Genomic DNA, 24,314 nt, shown 5'->3' on the forward strand with positions numbered 1-24,314 from the left:
TGGGCCGCCCGGGGGCGGCGGGTGCAGGGGGTCGCGGACGTCGCGTGGCGCTCGCGCTACGGAGCCGCGTTGCGCGGGCCCACCGGCTGCCACGGCGCCAGGTACGCGTCCGGGGCGTCCGTCGACGAGGTCACGTACAGGCGGGCGTCGAGCCCCACCACCGCCAGGCTGACCATGTTCTTCCCGGTCATCGTCGACGAGGGTGCGCCGACGAACATCAGCGGCGACCGCCCCCACGGCCGTCCCGGCCCGACCTCGGCGCCCAGCTGCCCGCCGGCCGTGCGGCCCGCCAGCACGTGCCCGCTCGCCGTCACCGAGCCGAAGCCGTTCAGCCCGCCGAGGTCGGTCATGTGGTTGACCCTCAGCCCGCCGTCGGCGGTCATCAGGGCCGTACGGACGTTGCCCGAGCCGGGCTTGCGGAACCACAGCCGTACCCCGCCCTCACGGCCCTCCGCCGTCAGCGGGAGCGTGGTGTCGGGCAGCCCGGTGGCCGTGACCCGGCCCAGCGGGGCGCCCGGCTTCGGCTGCGCCCAGCCGACGACCGTCCTCGACGTCGCGGACAGCACCACGCGCCGCCCCGAGCCGTCGGTCGCGGTGACCGGGGCGCCGTGCAGGTCCTCGCCGCCGTGCTTCTCCCAGGGGCCCCAGCCGCCGTCGGCCTGCTGCACCCGGCCGCGCAGGCTGGACGCGCCGTCGCGGACGTACGCCGCCAGCTGCCCGGCGCCGTCGACCGAGACGGCCGGTGCGCTGATGTCGGAGGTCCACGCCTCGTCGGCGGGCTCGGGGGTGCCGAGCGAATGCCACTCCCCGAACCCGTCCGCCCCGGGAGTCTTTTGGACCGTGTAGACGACCTCGCGCCTGTAGTCGGCGGGCCGCGCCCCGAAGGAGGTACGGGTGCCGAAGACGGCGATGCGGCCGTCCTTCAGCGTCACGGCGGAGGCGCCGGGGTCCATGCCCGTGCCGGGCAGCAGGTCCGGGCCCCGCCAGGGGCCGACGGGGCCGGGCCGGTGCCAGACGGCGACCTGGCCGTCGAGCACCTTGAAGGCCCACAGGCCGTGGTCCTTGTCGGAGGTCAGCCAGTTGGTGCCGGTGCCGCGGGCGTAGTTGATGGAGTCCGTCCAGCGGTTGCCCGCCGGGTGGTCGGAGACCTTGAGGTCACCGCAGCCGGCGGGGCTGCCGCAGTGGTTCTGCCGGTCGAGCCAGGCGTAGGTGTCGAGGCTGTCGAGCTTCTCCTTCGCCTCCTGCGGGTCCAGTGCGCTGGGGAGGGAGCTGTTGAAGTAGCCGACGTAGTTCTGCACGGCGAAGTGCGGGCGGTCCTTGACGTCCTTCGCGTAGACGGCCGTGGCCATCTGGACGAAGCGCGCGCCGTAGATGTGGTCCTGGTGGTCGGCGTACTGCCGGGTGTCCGGGTACCGGCCGGGGGTCGGGTCCTGGAAGCGGACGGTGGTCGGCGTGTACTGCTCCAGGACGCCGACGAGGGTCTGGACGACCTGGTCCTTCGAGTACGCGAAGCGCTGCGTGACCGGGGTGCCGGAGGAGAGCATCGACTCCAGCCGGGCGACCTTGCCGTCCCAGAGGCCGTGCAGGCTGTCGGGCACGTCGGCATAGCCGTGGCCGGCCTCGCGCAGCTGCAGCCAGACCAGGTTGACCCGGGGGTTCGCGACGAGGACGTCGACCTCGGCGTGGCCGCCGCCCTTCGTCGGGACGACGGTGCGGTTCCAGGCGCTGCTGCGGTCGCCGGTGGCCATCTTGGCGTAGGCGGCGCGGATGCCGTTCTGGCGGGCCTCGGCGTAGGCGGGCTTGTCGGGTGCGGTGCCCGCTCCCTTGGAGGGGGTGGCGTTGACACCGTCGGCTTCGCCCGCGGTGAGGTAGACGGAGGTGACGGGGTGGCCGGCGGATATGGAGTAACGCAGGTCCGGATTCATGAAGTACAGGTCGTCGTCGGGGTGCGCGATGATCTGGACCACGCGGCCGGGGTCGGGTACGGCGCCGGCGGCCACGGGCGCGGGGTCCGGGCCGGCCGGGGCCGCGGGGGAGCCGTCCAGGCCGTCGACGGCTGCGCCGGCCCGGAGTACGAGCATCCCGGCGGCGGCGACGGCCGCGCAGAGGGCGACGCCCTTGACGAGACCGGCCCACCGGTGGCCCCGCTCCACCTCCGACCCACCACCGCCCCGACGCCGCCGCGCCCGCGGCACGCCCCCGGCTGCGCGTGCGCCGTCCGACCCCTGCGGCGCGGCTGCGCCTGACTGCTGCGCCTGTTGCGCCTGTGGTGGCACGAAGGGCGCGTGCTGCTCGGGGAGTTGACGCGGTGGGCCGCCCCCGTCGGCCCAGCCGCTCCAGCCGGGCTGCGGGGCATGGCGAAACTCACCTACGGGCTCGGGGTGTTGGTGCTGGTGGGGTAGGTGGGTCTGGTGGTACTGCTGGGGCTCCCGGTTCCCTGCGTACTGCCCGTACGGCTCGTACCCCCCGTACTCCCCGTACTGGTACGTCGGATCAGGGGCCGGGCCCGGCGCTCCGCCCGCCGTGGGGCCGGGGCGGGGGTGTCCGTCGGACATGGGGCTCCTCGTGGCCGGTCGGCGGGGAGCGAGCCCCATCACACGATAAGTATTCAGATAATCCGATAATCCATGCCATGGTACGTCCCGGTGAGTCGAACGCTTGCTCTGACCAGTGCTGCGGCCGGGAAGGTTTGCCAGGTCTCGGCGTCCGGTGCGGTGCATCGCACAGCGGAGGCCCACGGCTCGTACCGGCCGTACGTACGTGGTCCGACCCAGCGGCGAGGTGCCGAGCCGGGCGCCGTGGCCCGGTGAACCTTCGCGGTGACAGCACTAGGCTCGACCCAGGCAGGTCAGGGCAGTGCAACGCAGAGCCCAGGCAGTGGCAGAGACGACCGCGGGAGGCGGCGGGATGACGATCCCGGGACGCAGGAGCAGCACTTTCATCCGGCTGCTCCGCAGCGGTTTCACCGACCCCTCCGCAGCCGCCCGGCTGCTCGACTCCGACGCGCTCGCCGCCGTCCGCGCCGATCCCGTGCTGCTCGACGCCCTCGGGGCGACCGCCGATCCCGACCTGGCCCTGCGCGGGCTGGTCCGGCTCGCCGAGGCGCAGCCCCCCGGCGAGCTCCCCGGGCTCCTCGACACCCTCGTCAGCGCCAAACCCCTCCGCGACCGCCTCCTCGGCGTACTCGGCGCCTCCGAGGCCCTCGGCGACCACCTCGCCCGCCACCCCCGCGACTGGATCGGCCTCGTCACGTACGAGGCCGCCGACCTGCACCCCGGACTTCCCGAGTTCGAACGCGGCCTCGCGGACGCCCACGACCCCGTCGCCCTGCGCGTCTCCTACCGCCGCTGCCTGCTCTCCATCGCGGCCCGCGACGTCTGCGGCACCATCGACGTCGCCCAGACCGCCGCCGAGCTCGCCGACCTCGCCACCGCCACCCTCCGCGCCGCCCTGCGGATCGCCACCGCCGCCGCCCCCGAGGACGCCGCGCTCTGCCGCCTCGCCGTCATCGCGATGGGCAAGTGCGGCGGCAACGAGCTCAACTACGTCTCCGACGTCGACGTGATCTTCGTCGGGGAGGCCGCCTACGGCCCGAACGGCCCGAACGGCACGACCGGCACGGACGAGGCCAAGGCCCTCCAGGCCGCGACCCGCCTCGCCTCGCACCTGATGCGGATCTGCTCCGAGACCACCGTCGAGGGCACCATCTGGCCCGTCGACGCCAACCTCCGCCCCGAGGGCCGCAACGGACCCCTCGTCCGCACCCTCGCCTCCCACCTGGCCTACTACCAGCGCTGGGCCAAGACCTGGGAGTTCCAGGCCCTCCTCAAGGCCCGCGCCGTCGCCGGCGACGCAGCCCTGGGCACCGACTACATCGACGCCATAACGCCCCTGGTCTGGCAGGCGGCCGAACGCGAGAACTTCGTCCCCGACGTCCAGAAGATGCGCCGCCGCGTCGTCGACAACATCCCCGCCGCGCAGGTCGACCGCGAACTCAAGCTCGGCCCCGGCGGCCTGCGCGACGTCGAGTTCGCCGTCCAGCTCCTCCAGCTCGTCCACGGCCGCAGCGACGCCACCCTGCACTCGGGCACCACCCTCGACGCCCTCCACGCCCTCGCCGCCGGCGGCTATGTCGGCCGCGCCGACGCCTCCCAGCTGCACGACGCGTACCGCTTCCTGCGCGCCATGGAGCACCGCATCCAGCTCTACCGGCTGCGCCGCACCCACCTCGTCCCCGAGGACGAGAACGACCTGCGGCGCCTGGGCCGCTCCATGGGCCTGCGCACCGAACCCGTCGCCGAGCTCAACAAGGCCTGGCGCCGGCACGCCTCCGTGGTGCGCCGCCTCCACGAGAAGCTCTTCTACCGGCCGCTCCTCGACGCCGTCGCCCAGCTCGCCCCCGGCGAGACCCGGCTCTCCCCGCGCGCCGCCGGCCAGCGCCTCGAAGCCCTCGGCTACGCCGACCCGGCCTCCGCCCTGCGCCACCTCGAAGCCCTCGCCTCCGGTGTCACCCGCAAGGCCGCCATCCAGCGCACCCTGCTGCCGGTGATGCTCGGCTGGTTCGCCGACTCCGCCGACCCGGACGCCGGTCTGCTGAACTTCCGCAAGGTCTCCGACGCCCTCGGCAAGACCCCCTGGTACCTGCGCCTGCTGCGCGACGAGGGCGCCGCCGCCGAGAACCTCGCCCGCGTACTGTCCGCCGGCCGCCTCGCCCCCGACCTGCTGATGCGGGCCCCCGAGGCGGTGGCCCTGCTCGGCGACCCCGAAGGCCTGGCGCCCCGTACGCACGAGGCCCTGGTCCAGGAGGTCCTGGCTGCCGTCGGCCGCGCCGAGAACCCGGAGACCGCCGTCGCCGCCGCCCGCGGGGTGCGCCGCCGCGAGCTGTTCCGCACCGCCGCGGCCGACATCATCGGCTCCTACGGTACGGAGGACAGCCCGGCCGAGGAGGACCACGGAGCCCTGGTCGACCGGGTCGGCGGGGCCGTCTCCGACCTCACCGCGGCGACCATCGCGGGCGCCCTGCGCGCCGCCGTGCAGTCGCACTTCGGCGACACCCTGCCCACCCGCTTCGCTGTCATCGGCGTCGGCCGCTTCGGCGGCCACGAACTCGGCTACGGATCCGACGCCGACGTCCTCTTCGTCCACGAACCCCGTGAGGGCGTCGACGAACAGGAGGCCGCCAAGGCCGCCCAGACGGTCATCGCCGAGATGCGCAGGCTGCTCCAGCTGCCCACTGCGGACCCGCCGCTGCTCATCGACGCCGACCTGCGCCCGGAGGGCCGCTCCGGCCCGCTGGCGCGCACCCTGGGCTCCTACGCCGCCTACTACCGGCGCTGGTCGCTGACCTGGGAGAGCCAGGCGCTGTTGCGGGCCGAGCCCGTGGCGGGCGAGGAGGAGTTGGGCCGCCGATTCATCGAGCTGATCGACCCGCTGCGCTACCCGGCCGAGGGCCTCGGCGAGGGCGCGGTACGCGAGATCCGCCGGCTGAAGGCCCGTATGGAGTCGGAGCGGATGCCGCGGGGCGCCGACCCGACCCTGCACACCAAGCTGGGCCGCGGCGGTCTCAGCGACGTCGAGTGGACCGTGCAGCTGATGCAGATGCGGCACGCCTGGGCCGAACCGGGCCTGCGGACCACCCGTACCCGCGAGGCCCTCGCGGCCGCCCACGCGGCCGGGCTGATCCCGACCGACGAGGCGCAGACCCTGGACGAGGCCTGGGTACTGGCGACCAGGGTCCGCAACGCCGTGATGCTGGTGCGGGGCCGCGCCGGGGACACCTTCCCGTCCGAGGCCCGCGAACTGGCGGCGGTGGGCCGCTACCTCGGTTACGCCGAAGGCACGGTCGGCGAGCTGCTCGACGACTACCGCCGCATCACGCGCCGCGCCCGCGCGGTGGTCGAGGAACTGTTCTACGGAGGCTGACCGGCCCCGGCCCCCGGCCCCCGGCGCTGGGGTGCCGGGAGCCGGGGGCCGGGGTGGGGCGGCGGGTGTCAGCGGGCCGTGCCGAAGTTCTGGGTCCAGTAGTGGTTCGGCTGGGCGAGGCCGATGCCGATCTCCTTGAAGGAGCAGTTCAGGATGTTCTCGCGGTGGCCGGGGCTGTTCATCCAGCCCTCCATGACCTTCTCGGGCGTGCTGTAGCCGTAGGCGACGTTCTCGCCGTACGTGCTCCACGCGTAGCCGGCGCGGGTGATGCGCGCGCCCGGGTCGGAGCCGTCGGAGCCCGTGTGGGACATGTTGCTGTGGGCGGCCATGTCCGCGCTGTGGTCCTGCGCGGCCTTGGTGAGCTTCGCGTTCAGGGTGACGGCCTGGCATCCGGCGGCGGCGCGCTCCTGGTTGACCAGGGCGAGGACGGCGGCGACGGAGCCGGAGGCGGCGGTCGGAGCCGGTGCGGGCGCGGTCTGCGGAGGCTGGGGCGCCTGCGGCTTCCTGGTGACCGGCGGCTTCGCGGGCTGCGGCTTGGCCTGCGGCGGCTGCGCCTGCGAGGGCTGGGCGGCGGGCTGGGAGGCTTCCGGGGCCGGCTGCTCGGGCGCCGGGGTGCTGCTCGGCGTCGTCGGGACCTCCACCGGGACCGCCGTGTTCGGATCGGCCGTGGGGACGTACTGCCACGGGCGCTGCGCCTGGTGGCTCACGGTGCGGGTCCGGCCGGAGTCGTCGCCGCCCGTGTCGAAGCAGGCCATGGCGGCCGTGGGAACGCCCACGATTCCCAGCGTGCTGAGGCCGATGATTATCTTCCGGTGCTGCTTCTTCTTCCGATGCTTCTGCATGCGTAACCTCATTCGGTGATCGCGAAGCTTCCGGCGCCGGAACTGCGGGACGCCGGAATGGTCGACATTCTTAGAAGCCCGCCATTGGCCTGGCAAGTTTCCGTTTCGCGCTCACACAGGGGATTCGGCACGCGGCTTGAAACGGGCCGGTGATCGTGCATGGTCACGATCTGGTCACCGGCACAACCATGTGATGTGTCTTCAGGAGCGGCCGTGACCAGGGAAGTAGGGGGAAGGTAAGGCGGTAGCTGCGATTCCGTTCCCGTAGGAGAGGGGAATGTCGAATCCAAAACGGACAAATATCGAAATGTCGATGGGGTGGCACGCCCGGGAGGCCCTCCGGCGCCGAGGTTCCCGCCGTGACGCATGTCACGCAACCGGGTCCCGGATCGCGGCGTCGAGACTCGCGCCGCGACGGATGTGGCCGCTGGTGCGGCGATAGGGCACGGAGCGAGGGCCGGCGAGAACCTGCCCGCATTCTCGGCGGCCCATTCGGAGGAATTGCCGAGGGAGGAAAGAGATCGGGACGGCGGGCGGTCGTGATCGTCCGCGCAATTCCTTCCTGGCAGCCCCGATGCGTTCGTGTTCGTGCCTACAGGTGGTTGCAGGTGCCGGGCCGTTCCGGCCGCGGTACGGGTACCGCGTGACGGAGACGGATAAGAAGGACAAGGCCGGCGACGACGGTGCGGGCGGGCGTCCGAGGCGGGGGAGCGCCGCGACCGCCGCGCTCGTGGGAGCGCTGATCGGCGCCCTGGCCGGTCTGACGGGAAGCACGCTCGCCTACTTCGAGGCGAAGGACACCCGCCGGGGGGAAGCCCATGCCCGCCGTTCGGACATCCGCCGGGCCGCCTACGTGATACTCGCGGGGGCCGTCAACAAGTACGTGCAGCAGTCCACCCGGCTGCTGAGCGTCAGCCTCGATCTTCGAGGCGTCCTCGGCGAAGGTGGTGTCACGGACGAAGTGGAGCCGGTTATCGATGGTCCACTGTGACCTGGCGAGTTGGCCGAGCTGCTGGGGCGAGGCCTGTTGCGAGGTCAGGTCCGTGATCGCGTACACGGTCTGGCGGCTGACGTTGCCGGTCTTGAGGTCCGTGCGGTGGCGCAGGATGCGTACGGCCTGGGCGGCGTGGGGGAAGTCGAGGCCGAGACCGGTGACGGTGAGGGCTCTGGTCGCGCGGGTCTCCCGGCGGCCGTGGCCGATCTCGCGGTCGTAGCGGCGGCGGTGACGTCCTGCCACGGCAGTGACCGCAGTCGGCGGTGCAGTTCGGGCTGGTTGGCTTTGACCACCAGCAGGTAGCCTCGCCGTTTCACTTGGGTACGGCTGACTGTGGAGTCGGAAACGCGAAAGTGCCTTCCTGACCTGGGACGATGAACCTTGCTGAGGGGTCGGTCCAGGCGGAAGGCACTTTCTACGTGCAGGGTATCGGGTTGCGTCCCAGGGTCCATGTCAGTCCCGATGGTTCGGGGGTGGTCGGTCATTCCGGGGCACGGTTGCTGGCGGATCTCGCCGATGCCACCGGACTGACCGCCGCGCTCAGGCCGCTCCGGCCTCGCGGGACCGGCCATGATCCGGGCCGGGTCGCCACCGACCTGGCGGTGATGCTCGCCGATGGCGGCGAGGCGATCGCGGATCTGGCCGTGCTGCGGGACCAGGCAGGGGTGTTCGGCCCGGTCGCCTCCACGCCCACGGCTTGGCGGCTGCTCGCCGACATCGACGAGGCTGCACTCGCTTCGCTGCGAGCGGCCCGCGCTTCAGTCCGGGAAGTCGCCTGGATGCAGGCCGCCGAGACCGGCGAGGGCATACCTGCTGCTCGGGCTGGCGGACGAGAACTTCCGGCCTGGTTCTGGACCTCGACGCCACGCTGGTGGCCTGCCACTCCGAGAAAGAGCAGGCCGCACCCACCTATAAGAGGCCATCTCATTTGGGTGGTTGGGTAGGCTGTCGGTCGTGGCGGGGATTGTTGAGCGGCTTGTGCCGGATGAGTTGTGGGCGCTGTTCCAGCGGGTGGTGCCGGAGGCGCCGTCGCGGCCGCAGGGCGGTGGCCGACGCCGGCACGGCGACCGGGAGGTACTGGCGGCGATCGTGTTCGTCGCGACCTCGGGTTGTACCTGGCAGCAGCTGCCCGCGGCCTCGTTCGGACCGTCGGGAGCGACAGCTCACCGACGGTTTACCGAGTGGAGCAAGGCTCGAGTGTGGGCCAAGCTCCACCGCCTGGTCCTCGATGAGCTCGGCGCCCGCGGCGAGCTGGACTGGTCCCGCTGCGCTATCGACTCCGTCAACATGAGGGCCCTGAAAAGGGGGACCTGACAGGTCCGAATCCTGTCGACAGGGGCAAGTACGGGTCGAAGATCCACTTGATCACGGAGCGGACCGGTCTACCCCTGTCCGTCGGAATCTCAGGGGCGAACCTGCACGACAGTCAGGCCCTCGAGCCCCTCGTCCGCGGCATACCGCCCATCCGTTCACGCCGCGGACGCCGACGGCGCAAGCCCGGCAAGCTCCACGCCGACAAGGGATACGACTACACCCACCTGCGAAAATGGTTACGTCAGCGCGGCATCAAGCACCGCATAGCCCGCAGAGGCATCGAGTCCTCGCAGCGACTGGGACGTCACCGCTGGACCATCGAACGCACCATGGCCTGGCTTGCCGGCTGCCGCCGACTCCACCGCCGCTACGAACGCAAAGCCGAACACTTCCTCGCCTTCACCAGCATCGCCTGCACCCTCATCTGGTACCGAAGACTCACCAAATGAGATGACGTCTAAGGGCGGCTTCGGCTTCCACCCGCTTGCTGTGTTTCCTCGCGAACACCGGCGAGGCCGTGTCGGGACGGCTGCGGCCCGGGAACTCCGGAGCCAACACTGCCGCCGATCACATCACGGTGCTCGACCAGGCGCTCGCGCAGATCCCCGACGCCCACCGGCACGGCACCGATATCCTGGTCCGCGCCGACAGCGCCGGATCCGCGAAAGCCTTCCTCGTCCACATCCGGGACGTGCGGAAACGAGGAATCCGTACCTTCTTCTCCGTCGGATACGCGGTCACCGAGCCTGTCCGCCACGCGATCCGAGCCATGCCCGACCGCCTCTGGCATCCCGCCTTGGACCAGGACGGATCGCTCCGTGCCGGCGCCGAGGTCGCCGAGCTGACCGGGATGGTCGAGCTGACCGGCTATCCGGCCGGCACGCGCATCATCGTGCGCCGCGAGCGACCACACCCCGGCGCCCAACTCTCCCTGTTCGACCAGGACGAGGGCCTGCGGCACCAGGTGTTCCTCACCGACAGTCCCTACTCCAATGGTTGTTCCGCCCAGTTCCTGGAGGTCCGCCACCGCGGGCACGCCACCGTCGAGGACCACATCCGGTGCGGCAAGACCACCGGCTTCGGCCGCTTCCCCTCCCGCCACTTCGACATCAACGCCGTCTGGTTCGAACTCAGCCTCACGGCGATCGATCTGCTGGCCTGGACGCGCGTCCTGCTGCTGGACGGGGAGCTGGCCGCTGCCGAGCCGAAGAAGCTCCGATACCGGCTGCTGCACGTCGCCGCCCGGCTCACCAGGGGCGGTCGACGACTGCGCTTGCGGATATCGCAGACCTGGCCCTGGAGAAACGAACTGGCCACGGCCTTCCACCGCCTCGCCGCACTGCCCCGGCCCGCCAGCTGACCAGCAAACCCCTGACCGCCCACGACCCGAAGGACCCTGGAGAACCCGACCACCGCGCCGGAACTCCGCCATGCCCAGGCAACAAAGTCACCTCGCCCACCTGGCAGCAGACGATCAGCGACGTCTCATCACCCCAACCGAAACGGCGAGGGTAGTGCGCCTTCTTCTCCTCCACCAGGAAGCGCACGTGGGCGCGCTGGGTGTGCAGGGCGTCGGCCGTGACCGTGACCCCCATCAGGTCGAAGGGCGCCAGCAGCGCGGCGAAGCAGGTGATCTCATTGGTCTTGTCGGGGACCCGCAGCTGGGTGACGGTTCGGCCGTCGCCGGTCATCGCGGCCAGCAGGTGGGCGGCGGGCGTCTGGCCGTGCCGGGAGCCGCGGGCGGCCTTGCCATCGATTGCCCCCGAGTCCGAGCCGGCAGGATCAGCGCTCAGATCGGCCAGGCCGCCGGGGCAGGCCAGGCCGACGATGCGCCGAATCGTGGCGGCACTCGGTGCGACCCGCACGCTCAACGCCCCCACCACCCGGGCACCCAGCCGGGCCAGGGCGTGCTGCGGTGCGCTGGCGGACCACTGGCCCATGGCCGCATACGAGCGTGCGCCGGCCACCACCGCCGAGGCGGCAACCAGCAGCACCGCCACGAACGGGTGACGCACCCCTCGACGCCGACGCGGATCGGGGAACAGCCGCAACCGCTCCACCAGCGACAATTCCGCCACGCCGTCCAGAGCAGGCGACTTGACCAGGCAGACGGTGGCAGACTGACGACACATCGAAGCTCCGGTGGAACGAGGCGACTTGGGAAGGTCACCCGTTCAACTGGAGCTTCGTTGCGTTCGTGACGGCCCGGCCCGGCCCTGACTCTGCATCGCCGCGACCTGCGGACTCACGTGATCACCGGGACTCTGAAACGCCCCTGACCGCACACCAGCCGAGTTCGAACAACAACTGATCACGTCACGTACGCTGTCACTCGTCGCACGAAACCCGATGTCCACTCCCAGGGATCAACCTCAGTCGCCCACGGCGCTGTTCGGGCCGTCGGGTGCGACAGCCCACCGTCGGTCCGAGTGGAGGAAGGCCCGGGTGTGGGCCAAGCTCCACCGCTTGGCCGCCCTCGACGAACTCCGCGCCCGAGGCGAGCTGGACTGGTCCCGCTGCGCGTCGACTCGGTGAACATGCGGGGCCCGGAAGAGGTGATCTGACGGGTCCGAATCCTGTCCACAAGGGAAAATTCGGGTCGAATGAAGACGAACGTCAAACCGTCTCCACGGCTACTGCAGAATGGCTCAAGTGAGCGAATCGACTGAGCAGGTGCGGACCACGGATCGTCTCTGGCAGGAATTCTGCCAAGAGCCATTCCCGGACAGCCTGCGACGTGCCACCTTCGGGGGCACAGACGTGTGGCTCATCGACCTGGACATCGCTGGCTGTGTTCTTCGCTGGCTCGACAACAACGGCACTCTCGACCCGAAGAACAGCATCCTCCTGCAGAGCCGCATCGCGGACCTGGACCGAGTCATCTCCGAGATCAAAGACGTTGCAGCAGTCCAGTACTGCCAGCGGTTGCACCAGTTCGCTCTGCTCGTGTCAAGGAACCTACCCGGCACCAAATGAGATGAGCGCTCAGCCCGCGCCGCGGGCCGAGCGGCTCAGGCGGCGGCGGTGGCCGTCGCTGGTGGGGCGCAGGTGCGGCAGAGGCCGGGGGCGGGGGAGCGGAAGGCGAGATCGCAGCCGTCGCAGGTGCGGAGGGGGTGGACGGTGCGGTCCGGGCCTGCCGGCGGGGGTGCCTGCGCGTCCGGCAGGCGGGGCGGCAGGAGTTCCCGCAGGCGGTGGGCGAGCAGCGCGGCGGGCGAGTGGATCGGCACCGAGGGAAGCGAGCGCGTAAGGGCCGCTACGACGGCGCTCGGGGTCAGCCCGCGCCCCAGCCACTCGGCCGCGGCGGGCGCCAGCCGTACGGTGTCGCGCTCGGACAGCAGCAGCCGCGGATCGCGCAGCCGCAGCCGGGCCAGGAGTTCTCGCGCCTCCAACTCGACGCCCGGCACGACCGGTTCGGTCTCGGGCGCGGACCCCGCTCCGGGGCCGGTCTCCGTTTCGGCCTCCGGGCGGGCCGCCGCTCCGGCTTCCGGGTCGGGCGCGGATTCCAGGGATGGATCCGGTTCCGGATGCGGCTCGGGCTCCGGTTCCGGGCCCGGTTCCGGTTCGCGCTCCGGGGCCCGGTCCGGGACCGGCCGAGGGTCGGGTTGCGGCTCGGACCGCCGGGGCGTGAGCAGCCGCGCCCGGGTCGCGTCGGCCATCGCGGCCGGGTTGTTGTACGAGATCGTGCTGGTCACGACGTGCCCCGACGGGAGGCGCTCCCGGACGCGGGCCAGGTAGCCGTGCCGCTCCAGTTCGCGCAGGGCGGCGGCGATCCGGACCTCGCCCTCGGGGAAGCGTCCGGCAAGGGCCTTGATGGTCACCTTGGCGCCGGTCGGGAGAGACTGGATGTGCGTGGCCAGGCCGATCGCCGCCATGCTCAGCTCGCGGTGCTGCGCGAGGTGATTGCCGATCTTCACGTAGCCGTGGCGGTGGTCGTGGTTGACGTGTCGGATTCCCGACGGGACGCGCGCAAGCGCGCTAAGCTGCTGGTCAGCCATGGGGAAGGTACTGCTTCCGCTGTGGTCAGGCCCTCGCCCGGGATTGCCGTCCCGGCCGGGGGCCGAATGCGTTATGGGGTTGTCGGGAGTCAGAATGCCCGGCGAATTGCCTTGCACGCCAGCCCGGTTGAGGTGATTCACCCGACCGGGTGAGAGGGGAGGGGGAGGTTTGGAAGGTCATATCCTCCGGTTCTCTAGTCTTTATGCTTCGTGCTCCACCGAATATTGATCCACCGGGTCGTGGAAACCTCGATCCGGTGAAATCGGACCCGCCACATCAATTTCCGCCCACACCGTCTTCAGCGGCGCAGGCCCGTGATCCGTCCCCCACCGCGCGGCGAGCGCGGACACCAGCACCAGCCCCCGCCCCGACTCCGCCTCGGTGTCCGGCGCCCCGGGGATCGTGGGCGGGGTGAACTCCCGCCGTGTGTCCGACACTTCGACACGGAGCGTAGGCCCGGGAGCGAGTCGCAGCGCGAGCCGGAAGTCCCGCCCGCGCACCCGGCCGTGGGTCACGGCATTGGCGGCGAGCTCGGCGACGACCTGCGCCGCGTCCTCGAACGGAAGCTTTCGCTGCATGAGTTGGGCCACCGTGAGCGCGCGTGCGGCGCGGGCGCCGCGCGGGGTGGAGGGGAGTGTGGCGACGAGGGAGATTTCCTGATTCACGTGACTCAGCGTGGCCATCCGTGCGTACGCTGAACAGAGTTGAGGATGCTGTGTACGACGGCTGTCCAGAGCTGTCCCGTGGTGTCCTCGCGGTCCAAGGGGAGGCGGATGTGAACACGGACGGCGCCGACGAGTCGAGCTGGGAACTCGACCCGGAGGACGAATCCGGGGCGGTCATCGCCACGGTGGGACGCCAGTTGAAGATGTGGCGGGAGGCGGCAGGCCTTGACCGGGCCAAGTTCGGTGAGCGGATGGGCTACGGGGCGAACCTGATCTACAAGATCGAACGCGGAGCCCGTATTCCGCGCCCGGAGTTCCTGGACAAGGCGGACGAGGTCCTTGGGGCGGGCGGGAAAATCGCCGCCATGAAGGCGGACATCGAAAGGGCCCGCTATCCCAAGAAGGTTCGAGATCTGGCCAAGTTGGAGTCCCAGGCGGTGGAGATCGGAGCGTACGCCAACATCGTCGCGCATGGGCTCCTACAGACGGAGGAGTATGCCTGTGCCCTGTACGGGCTGCGGCGTCCCGCCTTTCCGGAGGAGGAGGTGGCACGCCTCGTCGCCGCTCGTATGCACCGGCAGAAGGTTCTCGGTCAAAGCTCAGGCCCTCTGCTGACCGTTGTGCAGGAAGAGGCAGTGCTTCGACGGCCCATCGGGGGCAGGATGGTGTTGCGCCGCCAACTGGAGCACCTGCTTGAGGTGGGCAGACTGCGGCACGTCGAGATCCAAGTGATGCCCACGGCCGTCGAGGAGCACGCCGGTCTCGCCGGATCGCTCCAGTTGATGCGTCTGAGGGATGGAACGACGCTCGGGCACAACGAAGTTCAGTTGGTCAGTCGGCTGATCACTGACCCCAAAGAGGTCCAGATCCTGGACATGCGCTATGGCATGATCCGAGCACAGGCTCTGACGCCTCGCGAATCGCTGACGTTCATCGAGAAGGTTCTGGGGGAGACATGAGCATCAAGCCGTCGGGCGAGGGCCCCTCCGCGCTGACGTGGGTGAAGAGCAGCTACAGCACCAATGATGGGCCGGAGTGCGTCGAGGTCGCCTGGACCAAGAGCAGCTACAGCACCAACGACGGGCCCGACTGCATCGAGGTCGCCCACACCCCGGGCACCGTCCTGATCCGGGATTCCAGGCGTCCCGCGGGCGCCCGCCTCGTCGTCACCCCGGACGCCTGGACCGGTTTCGTCGCTCACGCCGTCGCGTGATCCGACTCGGATTCGCCACCAGGGCCGTCTTCCGCTACCGGCGGCCCGAGCTGTGGTGCTGGGCCGTCGTGGGCAAGGCCGCCTGCGACGGCACGCACACCAGCTGGACATCGACCACGCGGTCTTGCAGGCCGGGGGAGCCGTCGCCCCGCACACCGACCTGATCGCCGAAGCCCTCGGCCGGACCTCCCCTCATGCCTCGAAGGGACGGCTGGTGCTGTGACCGCGTAGGTTCACCGGGCCGATCGGTCGGGCTGGGCGGTACTCGGAGCGTTCACGCTTGATCATTTCAGGACACTGGCCCGCCCGGGTGTCCATCTCGAACCACTCTGCGACACTGCGCCCGGCGGCGCGCCGCTACATTGCCGCGATGGACGTGAACGAATTCTTGGCCCGCCCCCTTGTCGCCCGTGTGGCAACCGGGTGCCCCTCCGTCCGCCCGGTGTGGTTCATCTGGGAGGAGGGGGCATTCTGGTGGCTTACGGGCGCATACTCCAGGCTGGAGCGGGTCATCGCCGAAGATCCGCGCATGGCACTGGTCGTGGATACATGTGAGCCGACCACGGGGGAGGTGTTCTCCGTGACGTGCCGGGGGAGCGCCGAAACAGTGGCGCTTGACCGGGCACGGGCGGTAAGGAAGTTGGGTAAGTACCTCGGGCCGGTGGATCTCTGGCCGGCACGATTCTCCGAGCCGTTGGAGGATCCGGCTACGAAGATGGTGCGGTTTGTGCCCGACCGTCCTCCTAGGCTGCAGGATCGGTCTTGGTAGGTTCGGATACCGATTTCGAAGCTCACGAGTGCGCGCCAGCCCCAGCGGATGCCTTCTTGTTGCGCCAGCGCAGGTAGGCGTGCAGGGACCGGGTCTGAACCGTGTGGTCGGGATGGTTCGAGTTGGCCAGGGTGAACTCCGTCGCCGGGAGCGTGGACACGCGGCCTACGCCGCGTACGCGACTGGCGGATCACCGGCGACCCGGAGCATGCCTACCGGTGCTGCTTGCCGAGATGGACGCGGCCTGGGCGGGCCGGCCGGGCCTGTCGGTGCAGGAGGCGGTCCGCCGCCGCGGGGAGGTCGGCGCCCCGTCCCGCTCGGCGGCGCCGCTGGTGCGCCGGATCCTGGCGCAGCGGGAACGGCTCAGCCGCCCGTCGCCGGGGTACGGATCCTCACGGACCAGGCTTACGTCCGTAAGCTCACCGAGGCCCTGGAACGGATCAACAGGCGGTGGAAATGACGTTCACGGTTCGTCGCGCAGGCCCCTACGACGGGGACGTCCTCGGCGAGATCCATGCCGCCGCCTGGGAGGCGGCGTACGCGCCCTTCTTCGATCCCGGGTTCGCCGCGGACGGGATCGCCGGCAGGCGTACTCGCTGGCACGCACGGCTCGCGGAGCAGGACTCCACGATCCTGCTGGTCGAAAGGGAGGGCGGCCGGCCGGTGGCCCTGTCCGTCCACCGCCCGTCCTCGACCCGGCCGGGCTTCGCCGAGATCCTCTCCTTCTACAGCCACCCCGACAGCTGGGGCAGCGGCGCCGCCGCCGTGCTCATGACGGGAACGCTGGAGGACCTGCGCGGCGCCGGGTTCGCCCGTGCTCACCTGTGGACGCTGCGCGACACCCCCCAGTCACGGCGCTTCTACACCAAGGCCGGTTTCACCGAGAGCGGCGCCACCCGCACCTACGACTTCGGCGACGGGCAGCCGCTGGCCCAGGTCGAGTACGGGCGCACGAGCCCCGTGCCGTCCTAGCGGGTGCGGAAGCGGTTCAGTATCTGCGACGCCGGGTGCGGGCCCGTGTGCTCGGGGTGGCGGGGCAGGCGGTGCGGCATCGCGCCGTACCAGGTGCGCGAGACGGTGTAGCCGAAGGCCAGGCAGATCATGCCGCCGACGGCGTCGAGCCAGAAGTGGTTGGCGGTGGCCACGATGACGACGAGGGTCGCCGTCGGGTAGAGCAGGCCCAGGATCCGGGCCCAGGGGGCCGAGGCGACCGCGAAGATCGTCAGCCCGCACCACAGCGACCACCCTATGTGCATGGACGGCATCGCAGCGTACTGGTTCGACATGTGCTTGAGGTTCCCCGAGGCCATGGAGCCCCAGGTCTGGTGGACCAGCACGGTGTCGATGAAGTTCTGCCCGTTCATCAGCCGGGGCGGCGCGAGCGGATAGAAGTAGTAGCCGACCAGGGCGACGCCGGTGGTCGCGAAGAGGACCAGGCGCGTGGCGGCGTAACGGCCCGGATGGAAGCGGTAGATCCACACCAGCACGCCGATGGTCACGACGAAGTGGAGCGTGGCGTAGTAGTAGTTCATGCCCACGATCAGCCACGTCACGGAATTGACGGCGTGGTTGACCGACTGCTCGACGGCGATGCCGAGGGTCCGCTCGACACTCCAGATCCAGTCGGCGTTCGCGAGGGCGATCGACTTCTGCTCGGGCACCGCGTTGCGGATCAGCGAGTAGGTCCAGTAGCTGACCGCGATCAGCAGGATCTCGAACCAGATCCGCGGCCGGCGCGGGGCGCGCAGCCGCGAGATCAGGGCGCGGTCCGACTCCGGGCGGGTCTCGGTCTCGACCGCTGCGGGTGAGGAGACGTCCGTCCGGGTTTCCAGTGTCTTCACGCTCGATTCACCCATGGGGAGAGAGTCTGCCAGATGAGCCCTCCCCTCCGATCATCCCTCGGGACGGTCTTCGGCGCAGCCGGTCCCTCTCAGGTAGCAGACGGAGCGCGCCGCTGCCCGGGGCCCGAGGCCGTGGAGCCGCGCACCACCAGTTCCGGCAGGAACACGAACTCACTGTGCGGGGCCGGCGTACCGCCGATCTCCTCCAGCAGGGTCCGCACCGCCGCCTGCCCCATCGCCTGCACGGGCTGCCGGATGGTGGTCAGCGGCGGGTCGGTGAACGCTATGAGAGGGGAGTCGTCGAAACCGACGACGGAGACGTCCTGGGGCACCCGCAGTCCCCGCTGGCGGGCCGCGCGGATCGCGCCGAGCGCCATCATGTCGCTGGCGCACACCACCGCCGTGCAGCCGCGCGCGATCAGCGCGGACGCGGCGGCCTGGCCGCCTTCGAGAGAGTAGAGGCTGTGCTGGATCAGTTCCTCGGTCTCGGCCTCGTCGAGTCCGAGGCGCTCCTTCATCCCGGCACGGAAGCCCTCGATCTTGCGCAGGACCGGTACGAACCGCTTCGGTCCGACCGCGAGGCCGATCCGGGTGTGGCCGAGCGCGGCGAGGTGGGTGACGGCGAGGTGCATCGCGGCACGGTCGTCGGGGGAGACGAAGGGAGCCTGCACCTTGTCGGAGAAGCCGTTGATCAGGACGTACGGGACACCTTGCCCGCGAAGTTGGTCATAGCGGCCCATATCGGCCGTGGTGTCGGCGTGCAGGCCGGAGACGAAGATGATCCCGGAGACCCCGCGGTCGACGAGCATCTCGGTCAGCTCGTCCTCGGTGGACCCGCCGGGCGTCTGCGTGGCCAGCACGGGGGTGTACCCCTGGCGCGTCAGCGCCTGGCCGATGACCTGGGCGAGCGCCGGGAAGATGGGGTTGTCCAGCTCGGGCGTGATCAGTCCGACGAGGCCGGCGCTGCGCTGGCGCAGCCGTACGGGGCGTTCGTAGCCGAGGACGTCGAGCGCGGCCAGCACGGACTCGCGGGTGCCCGCGGCCACACCGGGCTTGCCGTTGAGCACGCGGCTGACTGTGGCTTCGCTGACCCCCGCCTGGGCTGCGATGTCGGCTAGCCGTGCGGTCACGGGATTGGACTGTACCGGCCGCCACGTCAAAATGCCCACCACGTGCACGAATCCGGGGGAAGACGGACGGTGCGGCCGTCGGTGTCGACGGGGGCGCTGGAGAGTACGGGGCGACCGGGCGCGGGGAGTTCGACGGGCTCGGGGCGGGTGTTGAGGGTGCAGGCGAAGCCGGGGCGGGTGAAGAGGAGGACTCCGTCGGGGGAGGGGAGCCAGCGCACTCCGCGGGGTTCGGGGGACGGGCCGGCCTCGGCGGCGCCCAGTCCGGGCATGGCCCGGCGCAGTTCCAGGGCGGCGCGGTAGAGCTCCAGCGTGGAGTGGGGGTCGCCGGTCTGGGCGGCGACGCTGAGGCCGGCCCACTCGGGGGGTTGCGGCAGCCAGCTGCCGGCGGGCCCGAACCCGTACGGGGGCTCGGCCCCCGCCCACGGGATGGGCACGCGACAGCCGTCACGCAACCCGTCCTGTCCCTCCGCCTCCGCCTCTGCCTCTGCCTCCGGTGCGGTCTGCGGATCGGGCGCGGGCCCGCAGCCGGTCGCGGGCTGCGGCCCGGAGCACGCGTGGGCCTGCGGCCCGGTGCGGGTTTCGGCCTGCGGCCGTGCGGGGCCGTTCCCCTGCGGGTCGGGCGCGGGCTCGGTGCCGGTCGCGGGCTGCGGCCCGGAGCGCGCGTGGGCTTGCGGCCCGGTGCGGGTTTCGGCCTGCGGCCGTGCGGGGCCGTTCCCCTGCGGGTCGGGCGCGGGCCCGGTGTCGGTTTCGGCCTGCGGCCGAGTGCGGTCGTTCGCCTCCGGGGTGATGTGCAGTGCGGCTTGCGGTCGGCTGCTTGCCGCGGCCTTCGGCCAGGTCCGCCCGTTCGCGGCGCCCGTCCCGGTCTCCGGCCGCCCCCCGCCCTGCTCGGCCGGTTCCCGAGTGGTGGGTTCGCCGGGGCGGGGGGCGATGATCCCGGGGGCCGTGGGCCCCGATCCGGGGGCGGGTTCGCCCGCGGGGACGGGGATCTGCGGGCGGCGTCCGCGGCGGAAGGCCGGGTCCTGGCGGGATTCCGGGGGGAGGGCGGTGACCTCCGGGAGGCCCAGTTCCTCGCCCTGGTAGAGGTAGGCCGAGCCGGGGAGGGCCAGCATCAGCATGGCCGCCGCGCGGGCGCGGGCCAGGCCCTGCGCCCCGCCGCCGTAGCGGGTGACATGGCGGACGACGTCGTGATTGGACAGCACCCACGTGGTCGGGGCGCCGACCGAGGTGGTGGCGGCCAGGGACTCGTCGATCACGGTCCGCATCGCCGCCGGGTCCCACGGGCAGTTCAGGAAGCGGAAGTTGAAGGCCTGGTGGAGCTCGTCCGGTCGCACGTACAGGGCGAGCCGCTCCGAGGACGGGGCCCACGCCTCGGCGACCCCGATGCGCGATCCCTCGTAGGAGTCGAGCAGCCGCCGCCACGAGCGGTGGATCTCGTGGACCCCGTCCTGGTCGAAGAACGGCAGCGGCTCGGTGCCGATCAGCGTGGCCTGGGCGCCGCGCCCGATGTCCGGCAGCCCGTCGGCCTTGACCATGCCGTGGGCGACGTCGATGCGGAAGCCGTCGACGCCCAGGTCGAGCCAGAAGCGGAGGACCGAGTCGAATTCCGCCGTGACCTCGGGGTGGGTCCAGTCGAGGTCCGGCTGCTCCGGGGCGAAGAGGTGCAGGTACCACTCGCCGTCCGCGACGCGGGTCCAGGCCGGGCCGCCGAAGACCGACTCCCAGTCGTTCGGCGGGAGGCTCCCGTCCGCGCCCCGCCCGGGGCGGAAGAGGTAGCGCTCCCGGGCCCCCGGCTCCCCGGCGAGCGCGGCCCGGAACCACGGGTGCTGCTCGGAGGTGTGGTTCGGCACCACGTCCACGATGACCCGCAGCCCCAGCTCATGGGCGGCGCGGACGAGCTCGTCGGCGTCGGCGAGGTCGCCGAAGAGCGGGTCGACGGCCCGGTAGTCGGCGACGTCGTAGCCGCCGTCCGCCTGCGGCGAGACGTAGAACGGGGTGAGCCACACGGCGTCGACCCCGAGGCGGGCGAGGTGGGGCAGGCGGGAGCGGACGCCGCGCAGGTCGCCGATCCCGTCGCCGTCGCTGTCGGCGAAGGAGCGTACGTACACCTGGTAAATGACGGCATCGCGCCACCAGTCACCGCTCGCAGTCGTCGCGTTGCTGTAAGCGCTTGCAAGGCCGACGGCCGTCGACTCGTGGGTCATATCGGTGTCAACGCGGCGACATGCCCCCTGGTTGCGGGCCCGGGCAGTCGAAGACGACTCGAACTAACAGCAAGCTGCGGCAACCGTACGGACACACGGGTGTAACGATCGCCTCCGCTTGCAGAAAGTTTGCGCAAGCCCTTTCGGTCCTCTTTCAGTCTTGTTACGTTCCTGGCAACTCGGGACCGCGAGGGCGCGGCCGGGATCATCGAAGGAGTTCATATGCGGCGTGGCATAGCGGCCACCGCGCTGGTCGCGGCCCTGGCGCTCGCGGCGACGGCTTGCGGCGGTGAAGACAAGGGCGACGGCGGGACCGACGCCGGCGGCGAGCTTTCCGGCACGGTCACGTGGTGGGACACCGCGAACGACGCCGAGAAGGCGAGCTTCCAGAAGATCGCCGAGGCGTTCACGGCGAAGCACCCGAAGGTGACCGTCAAGTACGTCAACGTCCCGTACGGCGACGCGCAGAACAAGGTCAAGAACGCCTTCAGCAGCGGCTCCGACGCGCCTGACGTGATCCGCGCCGATGTCGGCTGGGTCGCGGACTTCGCCTCCCTCGGCTACCTCGACGAGGTCCCGGCGGACATGGCGAAGAAGGTAGACAGCGAGTTCCTGCCGCAGGCCGCGGCCAGCGGCAAGTACGAGGGCAAGACCTACGCCGTGCCGCAGGTCATCGACACCCTCGGCCTCTTCTACAACAAGAAGATGCTCGCCGACGCCGGCGTCGAGCCCCCCAAGACGCTGGCGGAGCTGAAGACGGCCGCCGAGGCCATCAAGGCGAAGACCGGCAAGGCCGCTCTCTACCTGCGCGGCGACGACTCCTACTGGTTCCTCCCGCTGATCTACGGCGAGGGCGGCGACCTCGTCGACGCGAAGAACAAGACCGTCACCGTCGACAACGAGGCGGGCGTCAAGGCCTTCAAGACGGCCCGCGACCTGGTCACCTCGGGTGCGGCGGTCACCAACGCCACCGACGGCTACGCCAACATGCAGACGGCCTTCAAGACGGGCGAGGCCGCCATGATGATCAACGGTCCGTGGGCCGTCGCCGACACCTACGCCGGTGACCAGTTCAAGGACAAGGCCAACCTCGGCATCGCCGCCGTCCCGGCCGGCTCGGCCAAGGCCGGCGCCCCCCAGGGCGGCCACGACCTCGGCGTCTACGCCGGCTCGAAGAACCGCGCCGCCGCCCACGCCTTCGTCGAGTACATGACCTCCCAGGAGGTCCAGGTCCAGTCCGCCAAGGAACTGAGCCTGCTGCCGACCCGTACGGCCGCCTACGAGCAGCCGGACGTCAAGAGCAGCGAGATGGTCCAGTTCTTCAAGCCGGCCGTGGACAAGGCCGTCGAGCGCGCCTGGATCCCGGAGAACGGCTCCCTCTTCGAGCCGCTGAAGGTCGAATACACCAAGGCGATCACCGGGGCGTCGAGCCCGGAGGACGCGGCCAAGGCGGCCGGCATCGAGTTCCGCAAGATCCTCAAGGGCTGGAAGTAACGAAACGATGGCTGCTGACACCAGCCAGTCGGTGGTGAAGGCCGCGGACGGCGGAGTCGGGAACGACTCCGCCGGCCGCGGCCGGAGCCGCTGGACTGACAGCGGGAACACAGGGAACACCCGTAACACCGGTGGCCTGAGGCGCGCCCTCGCCACCCACTGGTACGCCTGGGCCATGGTCGCCCCGGTCGTGCTCGTCCTCGGCGTGATCATCGGCTGGCCGCTCGTCCGCGGCGTCTACCTGTCGCTGACCGACGCCAACGAGCGCAACGTCGCCCGTGACATCGGCGCCCGCCACATCGACGCCACGTACGAGTTCATCGGACTCGACAACTACACGGCGGTGCTCGGCGACCCGGTGTTCCTGCAGCGGCTGGTGTGGACGGTGGTCTGGACCGTCGCGTGCGTGTCCATCACGTTCGTGCTCGGACTGACCCTCGCCAACATGCTGAACCGGCAGTTCCGGGGCCGCGCCGCCTACCGCATGGCGCTCATCCTGCCCTGGGCCGTGCCCGGCTTCGTCTCCGTCTTCGCCTGGCGGTTCCTCTTCAACCGCGACAACGGCATCCTCAACAAGGTCCTCGACGGCGGCGGCATCGCCGCCGTGCCGTGGCTCGACGACCCGACCTGGGCCAAGTTCTCGGTCATCGCCGTCAACGTCTGGCTGGGCATCCCCTTCATGATGGTCGCCCTCCTCGGCGGCCTGCAGTCGATACCCGGCGAGCTGTACGAGGCCGCCGAGATGGACGGCGCCACCGCCTGGCAGCGCTTCCGGCACATCACCCTGCCCGGACTGCGCACGGTGAGCATGACCGTCATCCTGCTCTCCACCATCTGGACCTTCAACATGTTCCCGGTGATCTTCCTGCTCACCCGGGGCGGACCGGGAGACTCCACCGAGATCCTGGTGACCCAGGCCTTCCGGGAGGCCTTCATCACGAGCCCGCGCGACTTCGCCGTCTCCGCGACGTGGGGCGTACTGATCCTCCTGCTGCTCATGATCTTCGCGCTGGTCTACCGGCGCTCGCTGCGCAAGCAGGGAGAGGTGTGGTGACCATGACCAGCACGCGTACCCGGGGCAGCCGCTCCCCGCTCGCCTCCGTCGGCCTGCACGCGACACTCGTCGTCGCGTCCGTCATCGCCGTCTTCCCGGTCCTGTGGATCCTGCTGACCTCGCTCAAGCCCGCGCAGCACGCGATCACCACGGACTTCGTCAAGGAACCCACGCTCAGCAACTACACGTACCTGCTGGAGTCGAGCCACTTCCTCGACTGGTTCCTCAACTCCGTCCTGGTCGCCGGCGTCACCACCGTCCTCGGTGTCTTCATCGCCGCCACCACCGGATACGCGGTCAGCCGCTTCAAGTTCCCCGGCATGAGGCCGCTCATGTGGACCCTGCTCATCACGCAGATGTTCCCCATGGCCATCCTGATCGTCCCGCTCTACAACCTGATGGGACAGCTCGGGCTGCTCAACCAGCCCGTCGGCCTGATCATCACCTACCTCACCATCGCCGTGCCGTTCTGCGCATGGATGATGAAGGGCTTCTTCGACACCATCCCCGTCGAGATCGACGAATCCGGCCGCGTCGACGGACTCAACCCCTTCGGCACCTTCTGGCGGCTGATCCTCCCGCTCGCCAAGCCCGGCCTCGCCGTCACCGGCTTCTACGCCTTCATCACCGCCTGGGGCGAGGTCGCGTACGCCTCCGCCTTCATGGTCGGCGAGGAGAACCTCACCCTGGCCGGCGGCCTGCAGACCTTCGTCACCCAGTACACCTCCAACTGGGGTGCCATGAGCGCCGCCTCGGTCCTCATCGCCATCCCCGCGGCGATCTTCTTCGTATTCGCCCAGCGTCACCTCGTCGCCGGGATGACGGCAGGCGCCACCAAGGGCTGACCACCCGAGCCTGCCCGTTCCACCTCCCGGCCCG

At 70.7% G+C, this 24,314-nt stretch carries 21 protein-coding genes and 3 pseudogenes; 14 read left to right on the forward strand and 10 right to left on the reverse strand.

Annotated features, from left to right (window positions below; all coding sequences use genetic code 11):
* Positions 1-56 precede the first annotated feature (56 nt).
* Positions 57-2,153 carry a PIG-L family deacetylase gene (locus ACFWFZ_RS23915; RefSeq protein ID WP_387124843.1) on the reverse strand — a complete coding sequence of 699 codons (2,097 nt, stop codon included), beginning with the start codon at positions 2,151-2,153 and terminating at the stop codon, positions 57-59.
* 754 nt (positions 2,154-2,907) lie between these two features.
* Between ACFWFZ_RS23915 and ACFWFZ_RS23920 the strand changes: the two genes are divergently transcribed.
* A complete protein-coding gene (locus ACFWFZ_RS23920; protein WP_387124845.1) occupies positions 2,908-5,922 on the forward strand; it encodes a bifunctional [glutamine synthetase] adenylyltransferase/[glutamine synthetase]-adenylyl-L-tyrosine phosphorylase in 3,015 nt (1,004 codons plus the stop codon).
* Between the two features lie 68 nt (positions 5,923-5,990).
* Here ACFWFZ_RS23920 and ACFWFZ_RS23925 read toward each other — a convergent pair whose 3' ends face one another.
* Positions 5,991-6,764 carry a CAP domain-containing protein gene (locus tag ACFWFZ_RS23925; protein ID WP_387124846.1) on the reverse strand — a complete coding sequence of 258 codons (774 nt, stop codon included), beginning with the start codon at positions 6,762-6,764 and terminating at the stop codon, positions 5,991-5,993.
* Positions 6,765-7,407: 643 nt separating this feature from the next.
* Here ACFWFZ_RS23925 and ACFWFZ_RS23930 point away from each other — a divergent pair.
* The 4 genes and pseudogenes from ACFWFZ_RS23930 to ACFWFZ_RS23945 form a co-directional block, all read left to right on the forward strand.
* Positions 7,408-7,755, forward strand: a complete 348-nt coding sequence (locus ACFWFZ_RS23930; RefSeq protein WP_387124848.1) for a hypothetical protein — start codon at positions 7,408-7,410, stop codon at positions 7,753-7,755.
* Between the two features lie 377 nt (positions 7,756-8,132).
* Positions 8,133-8,702 carry a hypothetical protein gene (locus tag ACFWFZ_RS23935; protein ID WP_387124849.1) on the forward strand — a complete coding sequence of 190 codons (570 nt, stop codon included), beginning with the start codon at positions 8,133-8,135 and terminating at the stop codon, positions 8,700-8,702.
* A gap of 19 nt (positions 8,703-8,721) precedes the next feature.
* Positions 8,722-9,521 (forward strand): IS5 family transposase gene (locus tag ACFWFZ_RS23940; protein ID WP_387124920.1). Its coding sequence is split into 2 segments (ribosomal slippage): positions 8,722-9,070 and positions 9,070-9,521, totalling 801 coding nucleotides; the frame shifts between segments, so codons are not numbered across the junction.
* A 4-nt stretch (positions 9,522-9,525) separates the two neighbouring features.
* Positions 9,526-10,432, forward strand: a pseudogene (locus ACFWFZ_RS23945) (IS1380 family transposase); the annotation flags it as partial.
* Here ACFWFZ_RS23945 and ACFWFZ_RS23950 read toward each other — a convergent pair.
* Positions 10,320-11,204 carry a transposase family protein gene (locus ACFWFZ_RS23950; protein ID WP_387124850.1) on the reverse strand — a complete coding sequence of 295 codons (885 nt, stop codon included), beginning with the start codon at positions 11,202-11,204 and terminating at the stop codon, positions 10,320-10,322. The pseudogene ACFWFZ_RS23945 and the gene ACFWFZ_RS23950 sit on opposite strands and share 113 nt — an antisense overlap.
* Positions 11,205-11,463: 259 nt before the next feature.
* On the opposite strand from ACFWFZ_RS23950, the pseudogene ACFWFZ_RS23955 reads away from it, so the two are divergent.
* Both ACFWFZ_RS23955 and ACFWFZ_RS23960 read left to right on the forward strand, forming a co-directional pair.
* Positions 11,464-11,674: pseudogene (locus tag ACFWFZ_RS23955) on the forward strand (IS5/IS1182 family transposase); the annotation flags it as partial.
* 50 nt (positions 11,675-11,724) lie between these two features.
* Positions 11,725-12,048: a hypothetical protein gene (locus ACFWFZ_RS23960; protein WP_387124852.1), complete on the forward strand. Its 324-nt coding sequence runs from the start codon at positions 11,725-11,727 to the stop codon at positions 12,046-12,048.
* Positions 12,049-12,083: 35 nt separating this feature from the next.
* On the opposite strand, the gene ACFWFZ_RS23965 is transcribed toward ACFWFZ_RS23960, so the two are convergent.
* Together ACFWFZ_RS23965 and ACFWFZ_RS23970 are read right to left on the reverse strand one after the other, a co-directional pair.
* Positions 12,084-13,067 carry a helix-turn-helix domain-containing protein gene (locus ACFWFZ_RS23965; protein ID WP_387124853.1) on the reverse strand — a complete coding sequence of 328 codons (984 nt, stop codon included), beginning with the start codon at positions 13,065-13,067 and terminating at the stop codon, positions 12,084-12,086.
* Positions 13,068-13,268: 201 nt separating this feature from the next.
* A complete protein-coding gene (locus ACFWFZ_RS23970) occupies positions 13,269-13,751 on the reverse strand; it encodes an ATP-binding protein (protein WP_387124855.1) in 483 nt (160 codons plus the stop codon).
* Between the two features lie 92 nt (positions 13,752-13,843).
* On the opposite strand from ACFWFZ_RS23970, the gene ACFWFZ_RS23975 reads away from it, so the two are divergent.
* Positions 13,844-14,692 carry a helix-turn-helix domain-containing protein gene (locus ACFWFZ_RS23975; RefSeq protein ID WP_387124921.1) on the forward strand — a complete coding sequence of 283 codons (849 nt, stop codon included), beginning with the start codon at positions 13,844-13,846 and terminating at the stop codon, positions 14,690-14,692.
* Positions 14,689-14,946: a DUF397 domain-containing protein gene (locus ACFWFZ_RS23980; protein WP_387124857.1), complete on the forward strand. Its 258-nt coding sequence runs from the start codon at positions 14,689-14,691 to the stop codon at positions 14,944-14,946. Before ACFWFZ_RS23975 ends, ACFWFZ_RS23980 begins: the two co-directional genes overlap by 4 nt.
* Positions 14,947-14,980: 34 nt before the next feature.
* On the opposite strand, the gene ACFWFZ_RS23985 is transcribed toward ACFWFZ_RS23980, so the two are convergent.
* Positions 14,981-15,142 (reverse strand): hypothetical protein, encoded by a 162-nt coding sequence (locus tag ACFWFZ_RS23985; RefSeq protein WP_387124858.1) that lies wholly within the window; start codon positions 15,140-15,142, stop codon positions 14,981-14,983.
* A 174-nt stretch (positions 15,143-15,316) separates the two neighbouring features.
* Between ACFWFZ_RS23985 and ACFWFZ_RS23990 the strand changes: the two genes are divergently transcribed.
* The gene (locus ACFWFZ_RS23990) at positions 15,317-15,715 is read left to right on the forward strand and encodes a pyridoxamine 5'-phosphate oxidase family protein (protein ID WP_387124859.1); all 399 of its coding nucleotides are present in this window, start codon (positions 15,317-15,319) and stop codon (positions 15,713-15,715) included.
* 49 nt (positions 15,716-15,764) lie between these two features.
* Here ACFWFZ_RS23990 and ACFWFZ_RS23995 read toward each other — a convergent pair.
* Positions 15,765-15,863, reverse strand: a pseudogene (locus ACFWFZ_RS23995) (IS630 family transposase); the annotation flags it as partial.
* Positions 15,864-16,171: 308 nt separating this feature from the next.
* Between ACFWFZ_RS23995 and ACFWFZ_RS24000 the strand changes: the two are divergent.
* Positions 16,172-16,687 (forward strand): GNAT family N-acetyltransferase, encoded by a 516-nt coding sequence (locus ACFWFZ_RS24000; RefSeq protein WP_387124861.1) that lies wholly within the window; start codon positions 16,172-16,174, stop codon positions 16,685-16,687.
* On the opposite strand, the gene ACFWFZ_RS24005 is transcribed toward ACFWFZ_RS24000, so the two are convergent.
* The 3 genes from ACFWFZ_RS24005 to ACFWFZ_RS24015 all read right to left on the reverse strand — a co-directional run bounded on the left by ACFWFZ_RS24005 (position 16,684) and on the right by ACFWFZ_RS24015 (position 20,887).
* Positions 16,684-17,571 carry a phosphatase PAP2 family protein gene (locus ACFWFZ_RS24005; RefSeq protein ID WP_387124862.1) on the reverse strand — a complete coding sequence of 296 codons (888 nt, stop codon included), beginning with the start codon at positions 17,569-17,571 and terminating at the stop codon, positions 16,684-16,686. The genes ACFWFZ_RS24000 and ACFWFZ_RS24005 overlap by 4 nt on opposite strands.
* 74 nt (positions 17,572-17,645) lie before the next feature.
* Complete coding sequence (locus ACFWFZ_RS24010; protein ID WP_387124863.1) at positions 17,646-18,686, reverse strand: LacI family DNA-binding transcriptional regulator; 1,041 nt, start codon at positions 18,684-18,686, stop codon at positions 17,646-17,648.
* A 26-nt stretch (positions 18,687-18,712) separates the two neighbouring features.
* Positions 18,713-20,887 carry an alpha-amylase family glycosyl hydrolase gene (locus ACFWFZ_RS24015; protein WP_387124864.1) on the reverse strand — a complete coding sequence of 725 codons (2,175 nt, stop codon included), beginning with the start codon at positions 20,885-20,887 and terminating at the stop codon, positions 18,713-18,715.
* A 222-nt stretch (positions 20,888-21,109) separates the two neighbouring features.
* Between ACFWFZ_RS24015 and ACFWFZ_RS24020 the strand changes: the two genes are divergently transcribed.
* From ACFWFZ_RS24020 to ACFWFZ_RS24030, 3 genes are read left to right on the forward strand one after another with little or no spacing between them, the layout of a single operon-like run.
* On the forward strand, positions 21,110-22,381 hold the full coding sequence (locus tag ACFWFZ_RS24020) for an extracellular solute-binding protein (RefSeq protein WP_387124865.1): 1,272 nt from the start codon (positions 21,110-21,112) through the stop codon (positions 22,379-22,381).
* 7 nt (positions 22,382-22,388) lie between these two features.
* Positions 22,389-23,435, forward strand: a complete 1,047-nt coding sequence (locus ACFWFZ_RS24025) for a carbohydrate ABC transporter permease (protein ID WP_387124866.1) — start codon at positions 22,389-22,391, stop codon at positions 23,433-23,435.
* Positions 23,436-23,437: 2 nt separating this feature from the next.
* A complete protein-coding gene (locus ACFWFZ_RS24030) occupies positions 23,438-24,280 on the forward strand; it encodes a sugar ABC transporter permease (RefSeq protein ID WP_387124867.1) in 843 nt (280 codons plus the stop codon).
* The last annotated feature ends 34 nt before the right edge of the window (positions 24,281-24,314 follow it).

The organism is Streptomyces sp. NPDC060232 (assembly GCF_042726555.1).
Classification (GTDB): Bacteria; Actinomycetota; Actinomycetes; order Streptomycetales; family Streptomycetaceae; genus Streptomyces.

Coding starts and splice junctions, on each gene's coding strand:
- ACFWFZ_RS23920 (WP_387124845.1), top strand. CDS start 2,908: ATGACGATCCCGGGACGCAGGAGCAGCACTTTCATCCGGCTGCTCCGC.
- ACFWFZ_RS23925 (WP_387124846.1), bottom strand. CDS start 6,764: ATGCAGAAGCATCGGAAGAAGAAGCAGCACCGGAAGATAATCATCGGC.
- ACFWFZ_RS23935 (WP_387124849.1), top strand. CDS start 8,133: ATGAACCTTGCTGAGGGGTCGGTCCAGGCGGAAGGCACTTTCTACGTG.
- ACFWFZ_RS23950 (WP_387124850.1), bottom strand. CDS start 11,204: ATGTGTCGTCAGTCTGCCACCGTCTGCCTGGTCAAGTCGCCTGCTCTG.
- ACFWFZ_RS23965 (WP_387124853.1), bottom strand. CDS start 13,067: ATGGCTGACCAGCAGCTTAGCGCGCTTGCGCGCGTCCCGTCGGGAATC.
- ACFWFZ_RS23970 (WP_387124855.1), bottom strand. CDS start 13,751: ATGGCCACGCTGAGTCACGTGAATCAGGAAATCTCCCTCGTCGCCACA.
- ACFWFZ_RS23980 (WP_387124857.1), top strand. CDS start 14,689: ATGAGCATCAAGCCGTCGGGCGAGGGCCCCTCCGCGCTGACGTGGGTG.
- ACFWFZ_RS23985 (WP_387124858.1), bottom strand. CDS start 15,142: ATGAGGGGAGGTCCGGCCGAGGGCTTCGGCGATCAGGTCGGTGTGCGG.
- ACFWFZ_RS23990 (WP_387124859.1), top strand. CDS start 15,317: ATGGACGTGAACGAATTCTTGGCCCGCCCCCTTGTCGCCCGTGTGGCA.
- ACFWFZ_RS24000 (WP_387124861.1), top strand. CDS start 16,172: ATGACGTTCACGGTTCGTCGCGCAGGCCCCTACGACGGGGACGTCCTC.
- ACFWFZ_RS24005 (WP_387124862.1), bottom strand. CDS start 17,571: ATGGGTGAATCGAGCGTGAAGACACTGGAAACCCGGACGGACGTCTCC.
- ACFWFZ_RS24015 (WP_387124864.1), bottom strand. CDS start 20,887: ATGACCCACGAGTCGACGGCCGTCGGCCTTGCAAGCGCTTACAGCAAC.
- ACFWFZ_RS24020 (WP_387124865.1), top strand. CDS start 21,110: ATGCGGCGTGGCATAGCGGCCACCGCGCTGGTCGCGGCCCTGGCGCTC.
- ACFWFZ_RS24025 (WP_387124866.1), top strand. CDS start 22,389: ATGGCTGCTGACACCAGCCAGTCGGTGGTGAAGGCCGCGGACGGCGGA.
- ACFWFZ_RS24030 (WP_387124867.1), top strand. CDS start 23,438: ATGACCAGCACGCGTACCCGGGGCAGCCGCTCCCCGCTCGCCTCCGTC.